The 21,922-nt window shown below is 68.4% G+C and carries 18 protein-coding genes and 2 pseudogenes; 8 read left to right on the forward strand and 12 right to left on the reverse strand.

Annotated features, from left to right (window positions below):
* Positions 1-150: 150 nt before the first annotated feature.
* A protein-coding gene (locus tag IF88_RS43585; protein ID WP_420710977.1) for an IS5 family transposase occupies positions 151-959 on the forward strand; the annotation gives its coding sequence in 2 pieces (ribosomal slippage) (positions 151-483 and positions 486-959; 807 coding nt in all).
* Between the two features lie 165 nt (positions 960-1,124).
* On the opposite strand, the gene IF88_RS46530 is transcribed toward IF88_RS43585, so the two are convergent.
* Together IF88_RS46530 and IF88_RS0116660 are read right to left on the reverse strand one after the other, a co-directional pair.
* Positions 1,125-1,559, reverse strand: coding sequence for a hypothetical protein (locus tag IF88_RS46530; RefSeq protein WP_158754411.1), 435 nt, complete (start codon positions 1,557-1,559; stop codon positions 1,125-1,127).
* Positions 1,560-1,787: 228 nt separating this feature from the next.
* Positions 1,788-2,198, reverse strand: coding sequence for an acyl-CoA thioesterase (locus IF88_RS0116660; RefSeq protein ID WP_030712048.1), 411 nt, complete (start codon positions 2,196-2,198; stop codon positions 1,788-1,790).
* Between the two features lie 732 nt (positions 2,199-2,930).
* On the opposite strand from IF88_RS0116660, the gene IF88_RS0116670 reads away from it, so the two are divergent.
* Entirely contained in the window at positions 2,931-3,644 is a 714-nt protein-coding gene (locus IF88_RS0116670; protein ID WP_030712051.1) for an alpha/beta fold hydrolase, read from the forward strand.
* 51 nt (positions 3,645-3,695) lie between these two features.
* Here the strand turns inward: IF88_RS0116670 and IF88_RS49335 are convergent.
* Both IF88_RS49335 and IF88_RS0116680 read right to left on the reverse strand, forming a co-directional pair.
* Positions 3,696-4,039 (reverse strand): annotated as a pseudogene (locus tag IF88_RS49335) (transposase); the annotation flags it as partial.
* 689 nt (positions 4,040-4,728) lie between these two features.
* Positions 4,729-5,637, reverse strand: a complete 909-nt coding sequence (locus IF88_RS0116680) for a LysR family transcriptional regulator (RefSeq protein WP_051837019.1) — start codon at positions 5,635-5,637, stop codon at positions 4,729-4,731.
* 279 nt (positions 5,638-5,916) lie between these two features.
* On the opposite strand from IF88_RS0116680, the gene IF88_RS0116685 reads away from it, so the two are divergent.
* Positions 5,917-6,780, forward strand: coding sequence for a gamma-glutamyl-gamma-aminobutyrate hydrolase family protein (locus IF88_RS0116685; protein ID WP_078892933.1), 864 nt, complete (start codon positions 5,917-5,919; stop codon positions 6,778-6,780).
* A gap of 16 nt (positions 6,781-6,796) precedes the next feature.
* Here IF88_RS0116685 and IF88_RS0116690 read toward each other — a convergent pair whose 3' ends face one another.
* On the reverse strand, positions 6,797-7,510 hold the full coding sequence (locus tag IF88_RS0116690) for an endonuclease/exonuclease/phosphatase family protein (protein ID WP_030712063.1): 714 nt from the start codon (positions 7,508-7,510) through the stop codon (positions 6,797-6,799).
* Between the two features lie 314 nt (positions 7,511-7,824).
* Here IF88_RS0116690 and IF88_RS46535 point away from each other — a divergent pair, with 314 nt between their 5' ends.
* Positions 7,825-7,989, forward strand: coding sequence for a hypothetical protein (locus IF88_RS46535; protein WP_158754413.1), 165 nt, complete (start codon positions 7,825-7,827; stop codon positions 7,987-7,989).
* A 208-nt stretch (positions 7,990-8,197) separates the two neighbouring features.
* A complete protein-coding gene (locus IF88_RS0116700) occupies positions 8,198-9,745 on the forward strand; it encodes an alpha/beta hydrolase (RefSeq protein WP_051837021.1) in 1,548 nt (515 codons plus the stop codon).
* 526 nt (positions 9,746-10,271) lie between these two features.
* Here the strand turns inward: IF88_RS0116700 and IF88_RS0116705 are convergent.
* From IF88_RS0116705 to IF88_RS47820, 4 genes and pseudogenes are all read right to left on the reverse strand, one after another.
* Positions 10,272-11,603, reverse strand: a complete 1,332-nt coding sequence (locus IF88_RS0116705; protein ID WP_051837023.1) for a serine/threonine-protein kinase — start codon at positions 11,601-11,603, stop codon at positions 10,272-10,274.
* 242 nt (positions 11,604-11,845) lie between these two features.
* A complete protein-coding gene (locus IF88_RS0116710; RefSeq protein ID WP_030712072.1) occupies positions 11,846-12,124 on the reverse strand; it encodes a GlsB/YeaQ/YmgE family stress response membrane protein in 279 nt (92 codons plus the stop codon).
* Between the two features lie 615 nt (positions 12,125-12,739).
* Entirely contained in the window at positions 12,740-12,964 is a 225-nt protein-coding gene (locus IF88_RS47815) for a hypothetical protein (protein ID WP_030712079.1), read from the reverse strand.
* 97 nt (positions 12,965-13,061) lie between these two features.
* Positions 13,062-13,220: pseudogene (locus IF88_RS47820) on the reverse strand (chloride channel protein); the annotation flags it as partial.
* A gap of 1,139 nt (positions 13,221-14,359) precedes the next feature.
* On the opposite strand from IF88_RS47820, the gene IF88_RS0116720 reads away from it, so the two are divergent.
* A complete protein-coding gene (locus IF88_RS0116720; protein ID WP_051837025.1) occupies positions 14,360-15,976 on the forward strand; it encodes a right-handed parallel beta-helix repeat-containing protein in 1,617 nt (538 codons plus the stop codon).
* 229 nt (positions 15,977-16,205) lie between these two features.
* The gene (locus IF88_RS0116725; RefSeq protein WP_037806098.1) at positions 16,206-16,754 is read left to right on the forward strand and encodes a TetR/AcrR family transcriptional regulator; all 549 of its coding nucleotides are present in this window, start codon (positions 16,206-16,208) and stop codon (positions 16,752-16,754) included.
* An 868-nt stretch (positions 16,755-17,622) separates the two neighbouring features.
* Here the strand turns inward: IF88_RS0116725 and IF88_RS0116735 are convergent.
* The 3 genes from IF88_RS0116735 to IF88_RS0116750 all read right to left on the reverse strand — a co-directional run bounded on the left by IF88_RS0116735 (position 17,623) and on the right by IF88_RS0116750 (position 21,035).
* Entirely contained in the window at positions 17,623-17,835 is a 213-nt protein-coding gene (locus IF88_RS0116735) for a cold-shock protein (RefSeq protein ID WP_012273095.1), read from the reverse strand.
* Between the two features lie 391 nt (positions 17,836-18,226).
* On the reverse strand, positions 18,227-19,672 hold the full coding sequence (locus IF88_RS0116740; RefSeq protein ID WP_030712094.1) for an oxygenase MpaB family protein: 1,446 nt from the start codon (positions 19,670-19,672) through the stop codon (positions 18,227-18,229).
* Positions 19,673-20,267: 595 nt separating this feature from the next.
* Positions 20,268-21,035 (reverse strand): IS5/IS1182 family transposase, encoded by a 768-nt coding sequence (locus IF88_RS0116750; RefSeq protein WP_030712097.1) that lies wholly within the window; start codon positions 21,033-21,035, stop codon positions 20,268-20,270.
* Positions 21,036-21,101: 66 nt separating this feature from the next.
* Between IF88_RS0116750 and IF88_RS0116755 the strand changes: the two genes are divergently transcribed.
* Positions 21,102-21,704 (forward strand): hypothetical protein, encoded by a 603-nt coding sequence (locus IF88_RS0116755; protein WP_030712100.1) that lies wholly within the window; start codon positions 21,102-21,104, stop codon positions 21,702-21,704.
* Positions 21,705-21,922: the final 218 nt, after the last annotated feature.

The raw sequence follows: 21,922 nt of genomic DNA on the forward strand, positions 1-21,922 counted from the left end.
GATGAGGTGCCTGATCAACGCGCAGCGCACAGCGCGGGCTGCCGCCCGCCAGGCGCAACCGCTGACCAGCACGTAGAGCTCGTAACAGGATCTTGGTGAGATGCCCTGGTCGGGCGTAACCGGTGTGATGATTCGGCCGTTCGTGAGTGCGTGAGCACTCGGCCGTGGATCGTGGACGACGACTTGTGGGCGCTGATCGAGCCGCTGCTGCCGCCCTGGCCGACGAGGTCGCCAGGGCCGCGGCCGGTCGCAGACCGGTTGTGTCTGCAGGGCATCCTGTACGTCCTGCACAACGACATTGCCTGGCAACTCCTGCCACCTGAGCTGGGGTTCGGCTCGGGACAGACCTGCTGGCGAAGACTGGAGCGGTGGCAGCAGGCCGGGGTCTTCGACCAGCTGCACCGAATCCTGCTCGCCGAGCTGAACGCGGCCGGCCAGCTCGACTGGTCCAGGGCCTGCGTGGACGGCTCTCACATTCGCGCGAAAAAGGGGGAGTCGACACCGGTCCGTCGCCGGTCGACCGGCGGAAGACGGGCAGCAAGCACCACCTGATCTGCGACGGACGCGGCACCCCGCTCAAGGTCATCACGACCGCGGCGAACGTCAACGACGTCACCCAGACCCTCGCCCTGGTCGACGGCATCCCGCCAGTGGCGGGCCGCCCCGGCCGTCCCCGAAGGCGCCCGGACGCCCTGCTCGGCGACAAGGGCTACGACTCCAACCCCAACCGGGAAGAGCTGCGTAAACGCCGGATCCTGCCGGTCATCTCCCGCAAGGGAGCACCGAACATCAAGGGCATGGGCAAGCTCCGCTACGTCGTGGAGCAGACCTTCGCCCTGCTCCATCAGTTCAAACGCCTCGCCGTCCGCTGGGAACGCCGCACCGAACTCCACGACGCGCTCGTCTCCCTCGCCTGCAGCCTCATCTGCTGGAGACGCCTCAAGAAACACGATTCATGATCGTGTTACGAGCTAGTAGGACGTCCCCGCCCCAGACCGAGGCCAATGACGCCTCACCACGTGGACACGGTCTCGGGTCAGGCTAGGCAAGGACGCGCCCCGGCTTCGGAACCACACCCGGCGCCCATTGACGTGTGCCATTCCGTCGTACGCCTTACCGAGTACTTAGCCTGGCTCCAGATACTTGCACCGGTAGATCGTCGTTCCCGGTTTGAGGTAAGGGGCCACCCTCTCGTATCCACCGGGGAATCCTTCGCTAACCTCATTCAGCCAATCCCTGATGGCGTCCGCGGTAGCCGTCGCCACCTTGATTTCGGTCTTTTCAGGGTCGACGTCAAGCGCGGCGGGGGGCTTGGGCCAGATCCGCTCTTGTACATCTTCTCGACTTTGGCCGCGAAGACCCGGTTCGAAGACCGCTGCGTAGTCAGCGGCGTTTGGCTCTGGTGAAGCCACCACATCCTTGTCAAAACGTGCAGCTATGATCAGCTTCCGGAAGCCTGCATCCGTGTTCGGGTATTGCGCCGCCTGTTGTGCTCGACCGCGTCTTGGTGGGTTGCATTCCCTAAGCATTGATGGAACACGCACAAAGCGATTCTTCACTTGTTTCTTTCTTGTGCGAGTGAGGCGGGTCAGACTTCCTGCCTCATCGGAGGTTGTGAACTACTCGTCCCGCAGCACGATTGATGAGCCGCGGGCCGGAGACGGATTGAGAACGGCAAGGTCGCGCCCCCAGGGGGATGACGATGGCGCTTGCTCAGCGAACCCACTCGGGCGTAGTCGGCGGTCGTCGCCCATGCGGGTGTGACTCCGGCCGGCTCGGTCAAGCGGTCATTGCTGCGGCAGAAATCCTGTGAGGTAGGCGCGTTCAGCCTCAGTGAGGCGCCGCGGGCGCTTGCCCTCCAGGTCGTAGGGAACCATCGTGGAGGCTGCCCTCGCGTACAGAGTCCCTTCGTCCTTCACCTCGTAGGCGAGGCTGAAGGACACCGCCCTGAGGCCGGTAACCCAGACCTCGACGGTGACTGGCGTTTCGCGCCACTCCAAGGGCGCCTTGTACTCGATCTCGTGCTTCGCGCTCACGCAGCCCGCTGTGAAGGTGTCCACACCGGCTATTGCGGCCTGGCCACCGAGTATGTCGCTGCGCGCTTCCTCCAGATAGGTGAGGAAGACGGCGTTGTTGACGTGCCCGTAGACGTCCATGTCGGACCAACGGACTGAGCAGCGGTATTGATGGCGAATCATTCCACTCATTTCATTTCGTCATTATCACCCGCCCGGAATCGGGGCAGGGCTATGGGGCATTTCTACAGCGGTCTTCTCGGGCATGGTCGGCGGTCGTCCCGCTTGCAGGTTTCCGTGACGGATAAAGCCCCGCGGAGGCTGCTTCGGCCCGGTCCCCAGCAGTGCGGTGGAGCGAGGCGCGCGCGGTCCCACCCATCCGCTGCAGCTCCGTCAAGGGCGAGCCCCTGGTGCCGACCCGAGGCCCACAGCCGCTAAAGCCCGGCAAACATAACACGGTCATAAACAGTCATTTTTTTCCAACGATATTACTCGGAAACTCCCACTTGATCACCACACGAGTCGGGCGGCACAGTATTCGCGGACGGATCGTGGGTGCCGGCAGGACGGCATCCCCGCCAGGGGAGTGCCGGCATCGCCGTCGCCGAACGGGTTCGTGAGTGCGTTCAGAATATGAATGCACGAGGTTGTGGCCATGCCTTGCCTCATTCGCAGCGTTCCACTGTTCGCTGTCGCGCTCCCTGGATGTCATGGGTGACTGGTGGTCACCGCTGGTCTTGCGCGACATCTCTCTCGGCATTGACACTTTTGAGGAGCTGGCCCGCGACCTGGCGTGTCCCGCGCACTGCTAAAAAATCGGCTCGACACTCGTGACGGTCCCGGGACAACACACCTAGGCCGTGTATCGAAAGTATTTCCTAGGAGATCGTCAGGCTGCCCGGCTACGGTGCGGGCATGGTGAATTTCGTGCTGGTTGCAGGTGCACGGCTCGGGGCGTGGGCGTGGGGCGAGGTGGTGCCGTATCTGCGCGCGGCTGGCCACGGCGTCTATCCGTTGACGCTGTCGGGTCTTGCTGACAAGCAGGGTGTACCGGCGGGGCAAGCGACTCACGTCCAGGACATCGTTGCCGAGGTAGAACGCCAGGGTCTGCGTGACGTAGTCCTGGTGGGTCACAGCTACTCGGGCATCCCGGTAGGTCAGGCCGCGGAGCGGATCGGTGACCGACTGGCCCGCGTAGTATTCGTCGACTCAAGTGTTCCAACTGACGGCAAGTCGTTTGTCTCCGCCTGGCCGGACGGCGGGGCGGCAGTGGAGGCATCGATCGCCGAGAGCGGAGGGTTTTGGCCGCTCGCGCCAGCTGCTCATTACGACGGCGAGGGTCTCACCGATGAGCAGATCGCACGCCTCGTGCGTGGCTCGACGCCTCACCCAGGTGCCACGCTGACCGAGCCCGCTGTGCTGTCGGGGCCGCTCGGTGAACTTCCGGCGACATACATCCTGTGCGTGATGCCAGGGGCCGAGCCTGACGACGCCGAGCCCGACGAAGATGTGGCTGAGCTGCTGAACAGCAAGCGCTGGCGGCTGGTCAAGATGGACACCGGCCATTGGCCGATGTTCTCCCAGCCGCGCGAGCTGGCGCAGATTCTCCTCAATGCTGCCGTGAAGTGAGAGCACCTCCATGCCTGCGGGCTGGTTTTGGACGCGCTTGATGTGTGCTGGTCACAGCCATTCGCCGATGGCCGCTATGAGGACGGTCGCCTCATAGCGGACCGCTGGCTTGTCGTATCGCGTGGCGACGGCGCGGTACCTCTTGAGGCGGTTGATCCCACACTCGACCGCGTGGCGCTCGCGGTAGTCGACCGGGTCGAACTTCGGCGGCCGGCCGCCGCGAGAGCCGCGCTGTTTGCGGTGGCGCGCCTGGTCGACCTTGTCCGGGATGGTGCAGCGGATCCCTCGGCGACGCAGTAAGCGCGGTTCTTGCGGGAGGCGTACGCCTTATCAGCACGCACCCGATCGGGGCGGACGCGCGGCCGGCCCGGCCCGATGCGGGGCACGCGGACCTTCGGGCGTGTTCGAAGTGTCCACCGGCATCCACTGCGAGGCACAGTTCCAGGACGGACAGCACGCGGTTCTGCGCGCCGCGGGTCATGCCGGTCGCCTGCGGTTGGAGGAGACCCAGTATCTCGATCTCGACGATGAGGGCCGTATCCGACGCCTCACCCTCATGATGCGCCCGCTCACAGCCGCCACTCGTTTCTTGCGCGTGCTTGGGCCTCGGGTTGCGAGCCGGCAGGGACGGCCGGGCACGGCGGGAGTACTCATCGTGGCGGGCGCACGGCTCGACTCGGTCGTGGTCGGCGGAGATCGGGTCTTCATGCCCATGGCCAGTCCTGATCGGTCACGTCGACCAGTCCAGGTCGACCGCCCACCGGCGTGATCGGCTGTCGGCGGTGTTCCTCCACCGCGGAGGCGTCCATGTCGGGGGCGACGTTCATGCCCACGCCGGGCTGCCATGTTCGCGGCCACGAGACCGGTGATCAGTCAGCGCCACGATGTCGCCACGTCGAATCACGGCAGCGCTCATGCGGAAAGAGGTTTCCGCGTCACGTCACTACACCACAGCGGGCAGCTCCCCAGGAGCCTCCCGAGGGCGATTGTTTGACAGCACCCGACCTGGGTGACGGGCGCCACGATGTATGCATTCACCAATGATCGAATGTGTGAGTGCACCGCCGAACGGCTGGTCGGGGGCTCAGGCAATGACCGCCCGGACCTGTGCTGTCAGCATTCGCTCGAGCGCCAGCAGCGCTTCGGGGGCGTGGCGGGTGTCGAGGCGTACGGTGTAGATGAACCGTGTCAGCTCCGGGTTGGCCAGCGGTCTCGCGACAACATTGGCCACACCGCGGGGCAGGGCCAGGCGGGGCAGTACCGCAACACACAGGCCCGCGGCTACGAAGCCCAGGATGGTGTTGAAGTCGTCGCCCTCGTACTCCAGTCGGGCCTCGAAGCCTGATGTCTTGGCCATCTGGGCAAGCAGCTCCAGCCGCAGCGCGGCCTCGGGCGCTGCGACCCACGTCTCGCCGGCCAGGCTCGCCAAGTCGATGACCTCACGGCTGGCCAGCTCGTGGCCGGCGGGAAGCACCGCCACGACGGGGTCCCGTGCAACCAGGGTCCGGCGCAGTGTGCGCGGCGGCGGCTGGGGAATGAAGTCGTAGTCATAAGTCAGGGCAAGGTCGGCGTCTCCCCGTTTGATCCGGCCGTAGCCGGCCTCGGGCTCCAGCTGCGAGAGGCTGACCCGGACGTCGGGATACGACGTTTGCAACTGCGCGAGAGCCTTCGGGACGATACTCGTGGCGGCCGAGGCGAAAGCGCCGAGCCGGATCCGCCCGGACGTGCCGGCGCGCAGGGCGTCGAGTTCCAGGGCAGCTGCGGCCAGCGCGGAGCGTACCCCTTGTTCGGCATCGAGGAGGACCTGGCCGGCGGCCGTGGGACGCACGGGACGGCGCTCCAAGACTCGTAGTCCTGCGCGGCGTTCGAGTTCGGCGATCTGCTGCGAGACGGCGGGGGCGCTGTAGCCGAGTTCGCCGGCGGCGGCGGCGAACGAGCCGTGGCGCACCACGGACTCCAAGGTGGCGAGCAAGCGGGGGTCTGGCATCTGCATGGGTTAAGCCTGGCTTACCTAACGGGAAGATGTCATTTCTTGTGCTTAAGGAGGAACGCCAGCAGGATTCTGCCACCGGGCAGGTGTGATCCGTCTCGCTCCCTGCCGTGGCCGTCCCCTTTCCCACACCGCGAGGTGCACCCGTGCACCCGCTGTGCCGTGCCGTGCCGTGCAACGGAGCCCTGCCGCCCCACCGCGCAGCGCTGCCCGCAGCCGTCGCCGGCCTCGGAGTCAGGGGACGGTCAGTGATCTGACTGCTGCATGTGAAAGGGGCGCTGCGTGCGCAAGCCACTTATTGGAATCACCACTTACCTCACCGACGCGCGGTGGGGAGAGTGGGAGCTGCCCGCCGCACTGCTCCCTGCGGCGTACGCCACATGCGTTCAGGCTGCCGGAGGCCGGGCCGTCCTGCTGCCGCCCGATGCGCCGGGCGCGGCGGCCGACGTCATCGCACGTCTGGACGGCGTCATCCTCGCCGGAGGTGAGGATCTGGACCCCGCCCTTTACGGGGCCGAGCCCCACCCACTAGCGGGCACTCCGGTCCCCGCCCGCGACCGGTGGGAGCGCGCAGTCCTCAAGAACAGTCTGGACCGCGACATTCCCGTCCTCGGAATCTGCCGGGGCATGCAACTGATGAACGTTCACGCGGGCGGCACGTTGATCCAACACCTGCCCGAGAAGGTCGGGCACGACGCCCACAACATCCATCTCGGGTTCTTCGCGCTACATGCCATCACCACCGTTCCGGGCACCCGTCTGGCCGCATTCCTGCCCGGGACCAGGCAGGTAGCCACCCATCACCACCAGGCAGCCGACCTCCTCGGCGCAGGCCTGGCGGTCGCGGCCTACGCCGAAGACGGCACAGTGGAGGCCATCGAAAGCACCCGGCACCACTTCGCCCTGGGCGTGCAGTGGCACCCCGAGATGAGTGCCGACCAAGCAGTGATACAGGCTCTGGTGTCGGCAGCCGGGCAGCGTACAACGGCAGGGGCGCACGAGCCGGCTGAGCATCGAGCACCGGCCGGCGGCGCTCCGTCCGAACGTCCTGCAGCCCTTGGCGCCACCGCCCGCTCGGCCACCACATCCGGCAGCGGCGCCGCAGCGGCCAGCGCACCGGCAGCGTCCGTGCCTGCTCTGCGCTAGGGCCGGGGCGGGTAGCTCACATGGTGACGGTCGCGCGGACCAGATTGTGGTCCGAGAGACCCTCCGTGCTCTCGACCGCCGCGTTGCTGACAACAGCGTCCCGCACGACCACGTGGTCGATCCACTGCGACTTCGAGCCTGACGTGCGCGGCCGTGTCGGCAGGCCGTCTGGCGGGAGGTCCGCGACGGCGAAGCCGGTTCCCAGAGCCGACGCTACGGTGGCACGGTCAGTGTTGAAGTCCCCGAGGAGTACTGCTGCGCATCCCCTGGGAGAGGCGGCCAGTTCGGCCAGGCGTGCCAGCTGGCGCGTGCGCCGCTGATCGCCGCTCACGTGCGTGGCGACGATCAGCATTCCGTCGGTCTCGACGGCGAGCGCGCCTTTCCCCGGGTCGTCCTCGAAGGACTCGGCAGTGACCTCCCGGTTCGGTCCGTCGACCAGGAGCACGAGGTACTCCTCGGGGTCGCGCAGCGAGCAGGTGCCGTGGCGCGGTGCCGGGACGCGCGGGTACCTCAACGCGTGGATACACCGGCCGGTTAGGGAACGGCGGAGGCTGGCCAGTTGGTCACCGCTGACCTCCTGCAGGGCGATGACGTGCTCGTCTCGTCCCACCAGCAACTCCGTAACCGCGGCGATCCGCTCAGACTCGTCCGGGCAACCCCTCAGGACGTCCTCGCCCCAGTTCTCGGCGTGGACGCGGTGCAGAACGTTCCAGCTGGCAACCGTGATCATATGTCGCGAGGTTAGACGATTGCGTGCCCGCGCCGAAGAATCGGTCAAGGGGGTCCCCGACCTCCTCTTCCGCGACAACGCCAACGCCTGACCTCACACCTCCGGCTGTATCGCGCTGTTCACGTGCGCCGATCGACTCCACGGAGTCGATCGGCGCCGTCACTGTCAGAAGCGACAGGATCTCGTCGTCGCGGTCATCCAGGTCATCCGCGACCCTGCCCCCACCGTCACATCTCCATCTGTGGCGACAGGGCGAGCACAGCCCGACGGCCTGGCGGCCCGTGAACCAGAAAGCACAAAGGCTCCGAACCGTCGTGTACCAGAAGTCCGGCAATGTCACCGACAGCGCCGCGGTCACCTGCGGCAAGCATGTCTCCGCCGAGGCCCGCGAAGACGCCTGTGCCAGGGACCGGCGGCGGGCCGCCAAAGAGAAGCGCCCCGGCCGCGCTCACCCGGTCAACGACCATCCGGTGTGGTGAGAGGGGCCTGGCACACGGCCGGGCAGGGCAGCCCGGAAGTTCCGACTTCCGAGGCCGCGTCCGGCCTCGACGGGGTCGAGGCGGCCCAGCCAGGCCGGGGTGGTGCTGGCACCACCCCGGATACGGGCATTGGGGGGATCGTCCAGTGGGCCGGTTTCTCCGAGGATCGGGGTGTACCGAATCGCTCCGACCGGGGGGAACCACCCACATGCACCTCTTCAAGAAGCCCGCGCGGTGGGCCACGGCCGCCGCGTGCGGGCTGCTCGCCCTCGCCGCCCTGCCCGCGTCGCCGGCGAGCGCCGCCGGGGGGAAGGGCGGCGCGCAGGCCGTGCCAGCGCGGTACGCGCAGCAGCGCCTCGACTGGCAGCCGTGCCAGTCCGGTGCGCTGGAGTGCGCCTCCATGACGGTGCCGCGCGACTGGTACCACCCGGGCACGGGGGCGGACTTGACCGTCGCGGTGTCCCGGCACCGGCCCGCGGACCCCGCCGCGCGGCGGGGCGTGCTGATGATGGCGGCCGGCGGGCCGGGCGCCTCGGGGCTGGGCCGGCCGGCGGGGCTGGCGGCGTACTCGCCCAAGCTGGCGGCCGCGTACGACGTCGTCGGCTTCGACCAGCGCGGGGTCGGGGCCAGCACGCAAGTGGTCTGCTCCGACCAGGACGCGGTGGACGCCCTGTTCACCAGCGGCGACCTGCGCGACCACTCTCGCCGGGCGGTGGACGCCACTGTGGACCGGGCGCGGAACTTCGTACGGGACTGTGAGCGGCGGTCGGGCGACCTGCTCCCGTACATCACCACCGACCAGGCCGTGCACGACATGGACCTGTTCCGGGCGCTGCTCGGCGAGTCGAAGGTGTCCTACTACGGCCCCTCGTACGCCACCTTCCTCGGCGCCTACTACGCAACCGAGTTCCCGCGCCGGGTCGACCGGGTGGTGCTCGACAGCAACATCGGCTTCACGGGCAGTTGGCAGGAGTTCCTGACGGGCCAGCCGATGAGCTTCCAGCGCCGGTTCGAACAGGACTTCCTGCCCTGGCTCGCCGCGAACGACGCGACGTACCACCGGGGCCGGACCGCCGAGGAGGCCAAGGCCTCGTACGAGCGGCTGCGGCGCGCGCTGGGCGAGCACCCGCTGGACTTGGAGGGGACGACGGTCACCCCCAACCACCTCGACGCCGCCGCCACCTCCATCATCTACAGCGGCGACCGCTTCCCCGACCTGGCGATGCTGCTCGGTGTCCTGGAGCACCCGGAGGCGGCTCCGTCGGCCGCCCGCAAGGCCCTGGCCGAGAAGCTGAAGCACCCGCTGGGGGCGCAGTTCGCGGCGGACTTCTTCTCCGTCATCTGCCAGGACACCCCGTGGAACCACGACAGCGCCTACTGGGTCCGCCGGAGCGCGGCCGACGGCGCCGCGTACCCGATGGCCGGGGCCCGTGAGCTGACCTTCGCCTCGGTCTGCGCCGCCTGGCCGCGTTCCCAGGCGCCCCGGGTGCAGGTCACCGGGCGGGGGCTGCCGCCGATCATGATGCTCAACTCGCTCCACGACCCGGCCACTTACTACGAGGGCGCGCTGCGGGCCCACCGGGGGACGGCCGGATCCCGGCTGATCACCGTCGGCGGCGGCGACCACGGCGTCTACCAGTCGCACAACTCCTGCGTGGACGCGTACGTCGAGGGCTTCCTCGTCGACGGCCGGATGCCGACCGAGGATGCCTCGTGCGAGGGCAAGCCGCTGCCCGACCCGACCGCCGGCCGGTAGGTCGTCTCTTTCGGATCTTGCCGGTCAAGCCCGCGTCGTCCGGTGCCGTGCATCGGCGCGTTGGCGGCGCGCCCACGTACTGGACGTACTCGGTGCCCCGCCAATGCGGCGAGGTGCGGTGCCGGACGACGCGGGTCAGGCAAGATCCGGAAGTCCCGCAACACCTGGGCCGTCGCCGCATCCACCCGCGCACCGCCCCCAACATTGCCCGACCAGGCCAAGACGCCTTTCCGGGCATTCGGAGTGATACAACCAGCGCAACACCGCGTACTTGGCGTCCAGGCCCCGGCGAGCGGGACCATGTGGTCGATGTCCAGCGCACCGGCCGGCGTCACCTCCCGCTCGTCGCAGTACGGCCACCAGACCCCGCCGGTCAGAGGGCAGCCCGGCCCGACCTCCGGGTAAACGACCGCCTCGGTCAGGAGCACCTCCTGGCGGGCGGCCCTGCGCCCCGCAGCACGGGAACGGGAACGGGTTCAACGACGGTCGGCTACCGGAGCGTGCCAGCGCTTCAGGCGTGGTTCGTTCACCGTCCCTTGTCCTTCTTTCCCTTGGCCTTCCCGGGGATCTTCGTTGGCTCAGGAGCCTTCGTCGGACGGTTTGTGACGGACGGAGCGGAGTATGAATCGGTCGGGCTGGTGGACGCCTCAAGTTCTCTTGTGATGGAAGGTGCCGCGACCGGCAGCTGCGGGGCCGACGCCGGGGCGCCAGGAGGCGACGCGGGCAGCGTGCTGGGGGATCCTCCCGGGCCGGCCACCTCGGTGTTCTTCGACGTCAACGGTTGCTCGGGCGAGGGAGGGGTGTTGGGTGTGTTCTTCCCTGCTGTTATGCCCCCCAGCGCCAACGCGCAGCTGGCCGCGACACTCGCAGCCGCAAGGCTGAAGAGAGCCGCCTGTCGCCGGCTGATAGCCCTGCTCTGCGTTCGCGCGGCCGTTCGCATGGGGTGCAGGGCAGGCGCAGGGGATGGCGGCGACGAGCGGTGTGTGGAAGTGCCGGTGAGCGCCGTGCTCGATGCGGTACGGGGCCGCGGCGCCTGTGCGATGTCTTGCAGGCGCTGGTGGACGGAGGCGGCGTCGGGGCGATCCGCAGGGGCCTGGTCGGTCATCCTCCTGAGGAGGCGAGCCAGGTCGTCCGGCAGCCCCCCGGGTATCCGGGGTTGGCGCAGGAGGTGGGCGGTGCCGATCTCCACGGGCGTGCCCTGGTATTCGCGGTGGCCGGTGAGTGCTTCGAGGAGGGTCATTCCCAGGGCGTAGATGTCGCTGGCTGTGCTCGCGCCTTGGCCGAGGAACTGTTCCGGGGCCATGTAGGCGAGGGTGCCGACAAGGGTGTCGGGGGCGCTGTGGGAGTCGTCGTGGACGGTCCGGGAGAGGCCGAAGTCGGCCAGGTGTGGGGAGCCCTCCTCGCCCAGGAGGATGTTGGAGGGTTTCACGTCGTGGTGGATGACGCCGTGGGCGTGCACGTGGTCGAGGGCTGAGGAGATCTCGGCGCCGATCCGCGTGACCTGGACGGCGCTGAGGGGGCCGGCGTCCATCCGGGTGCGCAAGGTGACGCCGCGTATCAACTCCGTCACCATGTACGCGCCTTGGCCGTGTCGGCCGGCATCGTAGACGGTGACGAGGGCACGGTGGGACAGGCGGGCCAGTGTGCGGGCTTCGTCGCAGAAGCGGTCGGCAGTGACCGTGTCGGTGCCCGCGCGGAACACCTTGACGGCCACCTCACGGCCCAGCAACTGGTCGACGCCGCGGAAGACATCCGCCGTGCCGCCGGACCCTATGGGGCCCTGGAGCCGGTAGCGACCGCCCAGGAGGGCGTCGCGTTCAGGCGCTGCTTCATGCTCTGAGACGGACCGGGCCGACATACGGGTCCTCCTCCACTCGCGGGCAGTGCCGCGCGCCTACCCCTTGGGGGTCGCCCTACGCACCGTCTCCGGCAGCCCCGCACCGGCACACACGGCCCCCTGCTGGCCGGCAGGTCACCCCTGGCCTGCCTGACGTGGGGGCGCCACGGAGAGAGGCGCGGCCTGGGCCGCACTCGTAGCAGCGGAACGGCTCCGCCCTCAGCAGAGAGGGGGAGCCGTTTCCGTCCGGGTCTGACGGTCGTTCAGGCGTGGCTGTGGTGTCGCTTGTTGCCGGTGATCAGTCGATAGACGGCGAGGAGGATGACCGAGCCGATGATGGCGGCGATCCAGGTGGACAGGTCGAAGAACCCGTCGATGGAGTCGACGCCGAAGATGACCTTGCCGAGGAAGCCACCGAGCAGGCCGCCCGCGATGCCGATGAGCATGGTGATGATGACGCCGCCCGGGTCCTTGCCCGGCATCAGCGCCTTAGCGATGAAGCCCGCGAGCAATCCGATCAAGATCCAGGCAATGATGCCCATGCGCTTCTCCTACCTCGTGAATGAAGCCGGTGTTAACAGCCGTCTTCACCACGCCCGGGTTTCCAAACGTTCGGATCTCTTGATCATTGCGAGAGGCTGCTCGCGTCTTGGACGCGAAGACCCCCCCACCCCGTGCCCGACCGGGCCGTCCCCGGAGTCTGGTCGGCTGTCCACTGACGAGCGGATCGGTCGTGAACGCCTACGCGCAACCACCGCGTCAGTGGTGCGCCGCCGCGCACCACCCCCGCCTCGGCGTCGGTCTGCTCCCAGTGCTTCCTCCCGCACCCAAGCCCGTCAGGGCCGGCCCCCGCCGTTGGGCAGTGTCTGATGGCCCTTGCCCGGGTGGTGGATCTCTCGCTGTTCCGGGCAGGTGTTGGTGATGGTGCGTCGGCATGAACTGACGAATGCTCAGTGGGATCGCATAGCTCCGCTCCGGGGCGGGCTGACCAGCAAGGTCCATCTGCTGGCGGACGACCGCTGCCGGCCCCTGGTCTGGCTGACCTCGCCCGGCCAGCGCGGCGACGATGACGAGGGAGACAGCTGCTGCCGCTCCCTACAGCGCGGCGATCAGCAGGTTCATGGCCACCTTCGATCATTCGTAGGGCGACGCTGTCGTCAGGGTGCCCCGGCTGTTGTGGGGCCGCCGCCGTCCGCGGCCTGTTCCTTGGCGTGCGGAGCGGCCGGCAGTCTGGTCCCGGTCGGGAGCAGTTCGGTCGTGGCGAAGGAGATCACGGCCGCGAGGATGGCGATGGGAATCATGGCGGAGCTGCCCAGCAGCAGCACCACCAGGACCACGCTGCTGACCGGCAGCCGCATGCCGGCGGCGGTGGACGCTGCCATCCCCGCCGCCAGGGGCAGGGACGGAGCCCGGGCCAGGCAGGGGAGCCAGAAGCACTCCGGCCACCGCTCCGAGGAAGACGGTGGGAAAGATGGCGCCGCCGCGCAGGCTGCCCAGGCAGAGGGCGTAGGCGACGCTCTTGAGGACCAGGACGGCGATCAGCGCACCGACGGCCCAGGCCTGCGGGTCGGCGGCCAGCTCGCCGAGAGTGGCCTGGCCCGACAGGGCCACGTCCGCGGGCGTGCGGCCGGTGATCACGGCGTAGAGGGCGGCGCAGGCCGCCCGGCAGTGTGGCCGGCGAGGTCGCGCCGGCGTGCAGGCCGCCTGCAGGTATGTGGCCGCCCCCGCCGGTGAGGCGGGTGGCAATCAGGCCGACGAGCACTCCGGCGATCAGTAGCAGGGGCAGCGGCCACCACCACAGGGCCGTGTCCCAGCCCAGATGGTGCGGAATCTCCGCCCACAGGGCGTGTTGCAGTTCGTGGAGCCCCACGAGGAACCAGAACGCGACCAGCGACACCGGAACGCCGATGAGGGCCGAGTGGACGAGGATTTTGACGTAGCCGGGAGAGCGGAGGATGTCACGCAGCCGTCTGCCTCATGCGGCTGACCATTGGGATCGACAAGGGGGTGAGGACTCGGCTCCGTCATGGAAATTCCTCTTCCTGGCCCATGGCCGCGATGCCCTTTGGGGCCGCCGCCTCCGCCGGTGCGGCGCCGACGGCGGCATCTGCGCCGCCGTCCGGATCCGCCACCCGGGCGGCCGCTCCTCTCGTCTCGATGATCCGCCTGGCCGGCGGTCTTCGCCGCTGGAAGGTCTGTGGGCGGGCACTACCTGCGCCGCCGGGATGCGCTTCCTGAGACCACCGATGGTCAGCTGTATGCCAGTTCGCGGCGGATCTAAGGCGGGACCGGCGCGATCGCCTTCAACGCCCGTCCCGCTCGTCCCGGCCGCGCTGGTGGCCTGGGGCCGCGCCCGGCCTGATCCTGCCGGCGGCCACCGTCCAGCCCGACCTGGTCGGTGAACTTGACGGCTTCCGGCCCATCCCGGATTCCGAGCCGCCGTGCTGTGACCCGTAGGCAGGCCGGGCACCCTGCGGTCCTCCGCAGCGTCAGCCAGCCAGACAGACAGACAGAACAATGACATGACGCACTGTCAGAACGTTTACACATAGTCCGGGGTTGCGTTCAATTTTCGAGTCTGGAACTGTCACTCGAGTAACTCCCCCCCCCTCACAGCGGACTTCGGAGCGCAACGCCCCCCGGCTTCACTGCCCGGCGCCTTGCCCCGGCGCGGCGATACGGACGAAATGCCTCCCTTTGCGCGCTCTCTGCTCACGGCTACGGCCCACGGAGGGCACCAGCCGCTTCGCCAGGACAAACTGGGAGACCAGGCAACAGTGAAACGCACGAGCACCCTCGCCCTGACCGCAGCACTGCTCGCTTCATCCGCCCCGCTCGGCCTCGCCACCATGGGAGCCGGTACTGCGCACGCCGCAGCCCGCACGTACTTCGTCAGCCCCAGCGGCAACGACAACAACTCGGGCACGTCCACCCGAGATCCCTTCCGGACCCTCCAGAAGGCCGCAGACATCGTCGAGCCGGGCGACACCGTCTCGATCATGAACGGCACGTACTCCGAGCGTTCTGCGGGGTCGAACGTGCTGACCATCAAGCGCTCCGGCCTCCCCGGAGCCCCCATTACCTTCACCGCTCATCCCGGCCACCATCCGGTTGTCCACCCGGTGAAGGCGTGGAACGGCATCAGTATCCACGGCGCCTCCTACATCTCCATCAAAAACCTCGAGGTCAACGGCAACAACGGAGCCCTCACACTGGCCGGAGCTGAACGAGAATCGAAGAAGGGCGACCCCACCTACAACACCAACTGCATCTCCGTGGAACAGGACCGGTCCACGGGCTCGCTGTCGCAGCACATCGAGGTGACCGGCAACGAGGTGCACGGCTGCGCCGGCGGCGGCATATCAGCCATCGACTCCGACCACGTGACCATCTCCGGCAACCACGTGTTCGGGACCTCCTGGTACGCGGTGTACGCAACCAGCGGCATCTCCGTCCTCACCCCGCGCGACGTGGGGGGCGGCGACGCCGGGACGTACAAGATCCGCATCACCGGCAATCGCGTCCACGACAACGAGACCAAGATCAAATGGGAGAAGTGCGGCTGCTACTCCGACGGCAACGGCATCATCCTCGACACCCTCAAGGGCGACGCCGATCACCCCGCCTACAGCGGACGCGTACTGGTCGCCAACAACCTCTCCTACGACAACGGCGGCTCCGGCATCCACTCCTACAAGAGCCAGCACGTCGACATCGTCCACAACACGGCCTACGCGAACGGGCGCAGCACCCGCATGGAGAGCTACGCCAACATCTTCGCGCACGACAGTACCGACGTGCGGCTGCTCAACAACATCGCGTACGGCCGGCCGGGGCAAGCGACGAACAGCAAGTCCCGCAATGTGGACGTCACCTACGACTACAACATCTACTTCGGCGGCAAGGCCCCCGAGGTCCAGGGCCCGAACGATGTCATCGCCGATCCGAAGTTCGCCAAGACGGGCACCGGAGCTGACGCGGACTTCCGGCTGAGCGAGGGCTCCCCCGCCGCCGGCTCGGGTACGCCGTTCGCCGCCGTCACCACCGACTTCACCGGAGCCCGCCGGGCCGGCGGGGCGCCCGACCGGGGCGCCTATGGCTTCGGCGCCAAGAGCAGCGGCGTCCCGGGAAATGCCTCCGACGCCTCCTCCCCCGGCCGGCAAGGGGACGCCCCCGCCGGGAGCGGCCAGTCCGCCGGAAGTGACCCCGCCGCCTCACCGGGCGTGCAAGCCGGCGACGGCACCGATGGCAACTCCGGGCTGAAGCCGCACAGCGCAAGCGGTCCGCTCGCAGAGACAGGCGGCTCCAACCCGGCGCTCCCGCTCGGCATCGCGGCGGTGGTCCTCGCCCTCGGCGGCGGCCTCCTCTTTGCGGCGCGGCGCAAGCGCTCCTGATCCCTGCGGATCACCTGGGGCGCCAAGACGTGGTGCCGGCCCCGCCGCCTCTCCAAGGGTCGGCACCACCGCGCGCCCGCCGGACCCGCACTCACGAGCCCGGTTCGCCGAACGGGCTTCGGCCCCTGGCAGACTGGCCACTATGGCGGCGGCAAGGCATCGGGTCGAAGTGGCGACACTCACAGGCGGGGCGGTACCCGACCCTCCGCGCGTTGCCTGGCGCAAACAGATGAGGCAGTGCGTATTGGACGCCGCTCGCGACCTCACGTGCGAAGCCGGCTGGGACCAGGTCAGCCTCTTGGCCGTCGCTGCCCGCGCCGAAGTGTCGCGCCCGTCGGTGTACAAGGAGTTCGGCAACCGCGCCGGCCTGGGCCGTGCGCTGGTAGTCCGTGAAACCCAGCAGTTTCTGGCGGGTGTGGCTGATGCCCTCTATCCCGGCGTGCCCGATTCCCATGCCTGCCTCCGGGTGGCCATCCTGTATGTACTTCAGGAGGCCGACAATCAGCCCCTCATAAAGGCCGTCATCACAGCCGCCCGAAAGGGCTCCGACAGCCTCCTGCCCTACCTCACCGCCCGAGCGGACCCGATCTTCGATGCCGGTCAAGCCCTCGTCCAGGGCTGGCTGGCCACGCGATACCCACAACAGCACACAGAGTCTCTGCAGATGGCCGCGGACGTCATCGTCCGCATGACCATCAGCCATCTCATCCTGCCGGCCGACGAACAACACCTCACCGCACAAAGACTGGCGACTGCAGGCTTGAAACTGCTGCAGTAAGTCGACCTTCTACGGGAGCGGCGGGGTGTTGCCCCGAAGACAGTTCGGCACCGGGCAGTCCAAGACCGATCACCGGATGCACTCGCGGGAAAAGGTGATCACCCGACGCTCCCAACACCAGCCCAACATGTCCAGGGACTTCGAATCGAGGGCGCCAACGATCTCACCAACGCGAGCATCATCCGCCGGTGCCTCGATCGCCAGCCGCACGGGCACTCGGCCGTCACCGGATCACCTCCTGCCCGCGCTGGCGCGCGGAGTGGAACCCGCTCGGCAGCTGCCCACTCCGGGCCAGGATCAGGAAACCGGTACGGCCCGGACGAGTCCGGGCTCCGCTGGCCGGGCAATGCCTGCACCTCGTCCGGCGTACCGCCCGCGGCGGCGGCATTCGACCCGAACGCCTGCCGGCCATGTGCGGACCCACCCGCCAGCCCCGGCCCGCTCCCGAGCCGCTCGAAGAACTCCCCGATCGCCGCGGGTGACATCGGCGCCCCGTGCGGGTGCGTGGAACAGGTTCACCAGGAGGATGTCGCTGCCACCGTCTCCCAGCCGGTGCCGCTCCTCGTAGTACGGGTCGACAGTACGTCGCACGGGAGGGCCGCCTGCCGGGGCGCGGCGTCGTCCAGGTCCTGCCCGATGGGACCGGGCACCGCACCGGGATCTGGATCGGGAACCAGAAGGCGCGCCGCGACCGGCTCAACCAGGCTCAGCGCGCCGCGCCGCGCTCGCCGAACTCGGCGTCGACTGGGCGCCGTAACCGCGTCGGCGACTGTTCCAGAATTCTGGAACAGTCGCCCCGGCCTGCGGAAGATCAGTCGCGGCGGGTATTGGCGACCGCCCCAGCGATTCCCAGCCGCCACGCCGCGGTCTACTCGGGGCGGACCTGCGCGGCCTGCATGCCCTTCTGGCCCCGCTCGGCCACGAAGCTGACGGTCTGGCCTTCCTTAAGGCTCTTGAAGCCGTCGGACTCGATCGCCTTGAAGTGGACGAACAGGTCGTCGCCCCCGCCCTGCGGGGTGATGAACCCGAAGCCCTTCTCGTCGTTGAACCACTTCACCGTGCCGGTCTGTCGATTGCTCATTCCGTCCTCGCTTCATGATGTTGATCAACCGATGGAGATCACTCCCCCGACGCCACGGCGGGTAACCCTCCCCCGCTCCAGCCCTGGACGGCCCTACCGGGAACGAGAGCGAGCAACCCGGCCCTGGCGTACTCAAGGACCGGATCCGGGAGCCTGCGCCGGCCACAAGCCGGGCCCGCACTCCTGGCAGAGCGGATTCTCTGAGGGTTGGTGCGAGCCGGAGTACGACGGCTTTGCGCAGCCCAGCACCCGCTCGGGTTAAGAGGGGCCTGCGCAACAGGTGTGGTGACCTCACCCGAGGCCGCCTCACCACCGCCCTCCGCGCGCACTGCACCGGTGACCAGCCAAGGCCCATCAGCGGCTGCCCCCGGCCTTTCGCCCGCATGGGCCGCTATGGGCGTCCGAGGAGTTGGCTGCCGGCCGTGTTGTCGGTGCGGGCGGTGAAGTAGTCGGTGAAGGCCTGGACGAATTCGTCTTCGGTGATGCGGCCGTCTCCGTCCTGGTCGAGCTGTCGGAAGCCGTGGTTGAGTTCGGCGGGGTGGACCCGGGAGCCGCCGAAGATTGCGCGGTGCTCATCGGCGCACAGGTGTCCGCTGCCGTCGGTGTCCGCAGCGTGGAAAATCGCCCGCACCGCGACATGCAGCCCCTGCTCGAGATAGGCCGGCCCGGCGTCGATCCCGGCGAGCATGGCGGTGACGAACTCCTCGCAGGTCACCTGTCCGTCGTCGTCGGCATCCGTGCCGGTCCGCAGGTGCTGCCACCAGGTCTCGAAGGCGGCGTAGACGCGGGCTTCCCGCTCAGGGCCGAGTTCGAGCGGCCAGCACACGTTGTGCGCCATGGCCTGCAGATCGGCCGCGCTGATGCGGCCGTCGCCAGTCTGGTCCAGGACCTGGCGGAAGAAGGTCCGCAGACGCGCCGGGCGGGAATCGGCACCCTTACGGCGGCGGGGTGCGGGAAGCCGGACCGGGCTTGCCTCCGGCGGGGAAGGATGGCCGGTTGAGGCAGTGGGAGGCTGCGGAGTCGAGGGGACGCCGGCCAGTGGGCTGCGGTAGCGGCGGTGCTCGGGCAAGGCGTTCATCAGCACGCGCATGCCGCGGTGTAGGAGGAAGGACAGCAGGGCCGCGCGGCGGGTGCGGGGCAGGCTGAAGCGCTCGCGGAAGGCTTCCGGCAGGTCCGCGATAGTCAGCGCGCCGATCACGTGGGCGGCCACCGTGCGCACGAGCGGCCAGGCCGGCTTCAGGTGGCCGAGGCGGCGGGGGGCGGGTGCTTCACGGAGCATGTCGAAGAGCAGGTAGCGCACGGGCTCGCTGTATTCGAGGCGCTCTCGGATCGTGCGGTCCATGTACGCGGGCACGTCGGCCGCCGTGGCCGGAAATAGATCGTCAGACAAGCCGAACTCGGCACAGACCGCACGGAATTCTCCGTACATCTGATCCAGTTCAGACGGCGCCAGCGGGCGTCCGGACAGTTCCCGCATCGCCGTCATGCACTCGTACAAAGTGACCAGCACCCACACCCGCACCGCCGGGTCCAACGCTGTGAACGGCCTGCCCTGCTCGTCGGTCCCGGCCAAACGGCGGTGCGTGCGCTCCAGACGGGCGACCTCACGGCGCAGCCCTTCACGGTCGGAGAAGAACAGCCGCTTCCCGCTGTCCATGGTGTGCTCGATACGCCGCCACGGGTGCGCACGGTAGGTGGAGAAGTTGGTCATGCCAGCGGCGACCGCCGGATCCGCGGTCTGCAGAACCAGCAGCCGCCACGCCACCAACCCGATCCGCCACTCCCCCAGCGTGCGCCGCAGCAGCGAATCAGGACCAGGAAGATCAGCGGTAGCCAAGGGGGACCTCTCCTCAAGCACGTGCACAGGAATGAGCAGCGGATGACGGAAGAGCGATCATCCGGCTATCCGCCCAGCCCAACGGCCCAACCGGAATCCGGGAGCGGCCAAGTCCCCGAATTCACCCATCCGGGAAACGCCCGCATCAGCAACTCCTGCATCGAGTCGTGCAACAACCCGCCGCAGAGCCCCAACCCCCGACAACGAGTCCCAGGAGATCAACGAACCCACCTCACCCCACGTCACACAACAGCCGATCCACCCCCAGAGAAACCGGATTTCCACCGACCCCATATCGGCAGCATGTTTGCCTTGGGTGCAGGCGGCGGTGCCTTCGAGCGGGTCGGCCAGTCGTCGTTCGGCTTCGGCAAGGACGACGTCGGCGAGGCGCGGCGGGGGTTGTCCGCCGGCAGCTGTCGTGCCTGGTGCTGGACGTCGGCGGCCACGGCGCGGGCGTGGCCGGTCAGCTGGAGGGCGATCTGCTCGTAGTCGTGGGGCTGGAACCCGGCGTGCGGAGCGCTCCAGCCTAAGGCTTGTCCCGTAAATGATCTACGAGTCGCCTCGGGCGTGGTTGGCCGCGTGGCGGTCCGCTCGCCTATCCGGCGAGGGCGAGGTTGTGCATGCGGGCGATGCCGAGCATGGCGTGGTGGACGCCGTCGCCTTTGAGGCGGCAGTCGCGGAGGATCTTCCAGGTCTTCATGCGGGCGAAGACGTGCTCGACGCGTGCACGGACCTGCTTGTGGGACTTGTTGTGCTCCTGCTTCCAGTCGGGCAGGTCTTCGCCTTCACGTCGACGGTGGGGCATGACCAGTCCGGTGCCGGGATAGCCGCCGTCGGCGATCGTCATGGTCCGGCCGACGGCGGCCTTGGCGCCCGATTCCTCCCACGCCTTGCAGTCGTTTTGGTTCCCAGGCAGGGGCCGGCCGACCACGACGACCAGGCGGGTGTCGGCGTCGATGACGACCTGGTGGTTGGTGGAGTACCGGTAGTTCTTCGACTGTGCGGCCACCTCGTGGTCCCGGGTGGGGACCAAGGTGCCGTCCACGATGAGCACAGTGTCCGTGGCGAAACGCTTTCGGGGCTGGAGCGCGAGCATCGGCGCGAGGTGGTCGATGATGCGGTCCGCCGCCGACTTCGAGACCCCGAACAGCGGGGCGAGCTGGCGCATCGTCAAGTTCGTGCGCCAGTACGCCGCGACCAGCAGGGTCCGGTCCTCCAACGGAAGGCTCCACGGCCGGCCCTTGCGGACCGCGTCTGCGCCCTCGCGCCGCAGCACGGTCACCAGCTTCCCGAAGAGACGCGGGCTCAGCCCGGTGAACGGGGCTATCCAGGAGGTCTCCGACGCCGTGATCACACCAGCCATACCAAGATCATCTCACCCGTGACCGGCAGCTCCTGGACAGCCTTGTGTCGACCGTAGAGTGCGGTCATGGATGAGATCCCCTGGTTCGAGTACGAAGAGGACGACCTGGACGTCGCCCAACGCGCGTTCGTGGACGTTCTGGCCGAACGCGCGGGATCCTGGCTGGTGGACCCGCTCGACACTGTCGTGCTGCCCTCGGCGCACACCTTCGACGGCCAGCTGATCGTCTATCTGGACATCGGTGACCCACAACGCAACCAGGGAGTTCTGACGGTGGGCGCCCACTTCGACGGGTCCGTCGTCCGTGGGGGCGAACTCCACAACCAGGACTTCACTATCCGGCAGGCCGCCGGTGAGTTCGTCTTCGGAGCCGCGGGCAGCCCTACGGAGCTCGGGGGCAGAGTGGCAGAGTGGTTCGAAGCGGTCCTCGCGCGACCTCTGGTTCGCTGCGAATGGCATCACGAGGGAAGGATGTACGCGGTCCGCTACGAGTACGCAGACACGGGGCGAGGCCTCTGCGAGGGCTTCGAGACCCCCCTGGCACCCGACGCACTGCGGAAAAGACTGGCCGCAGACGGCGTGATCCGAGGCCGAGGCCGGATCAACCGTGCCGGCCTGGGCCAACCAGACGTGATCGCACATATCCGAGGCGTCCACCCCGATCAGTAGTTGCGGGACAGCTCTTAGGACGGCCTTGGCGAGCAGCTCGCGGTCGAGGGGGAGCAGCTCCGCCTCCATGCGCCCCTGGGGGTCATGCAGGACGGTGTGGGTGCTGGTTGTGTTCGTCGGGGCCTCGCTGTTGGGGTGGTCTCGCCCAGGTGGCCGACGCACGGCGTCAGGCCGTTCGCATCGTGCTCCTTCGGTCGGCGCGGGCCAGCAGGGCCAGG

Origin of the sequence: Streptomyces sp. NRRL F-2580 (genome assembly GCF_000720115.1) — a bacterium.
Taxonomy (GTDB): domain Bacteria; phylum Actinomycetota; class Actinomycetes; order Streptomycetales; family Streptomycetaceae; genus Streptomyces.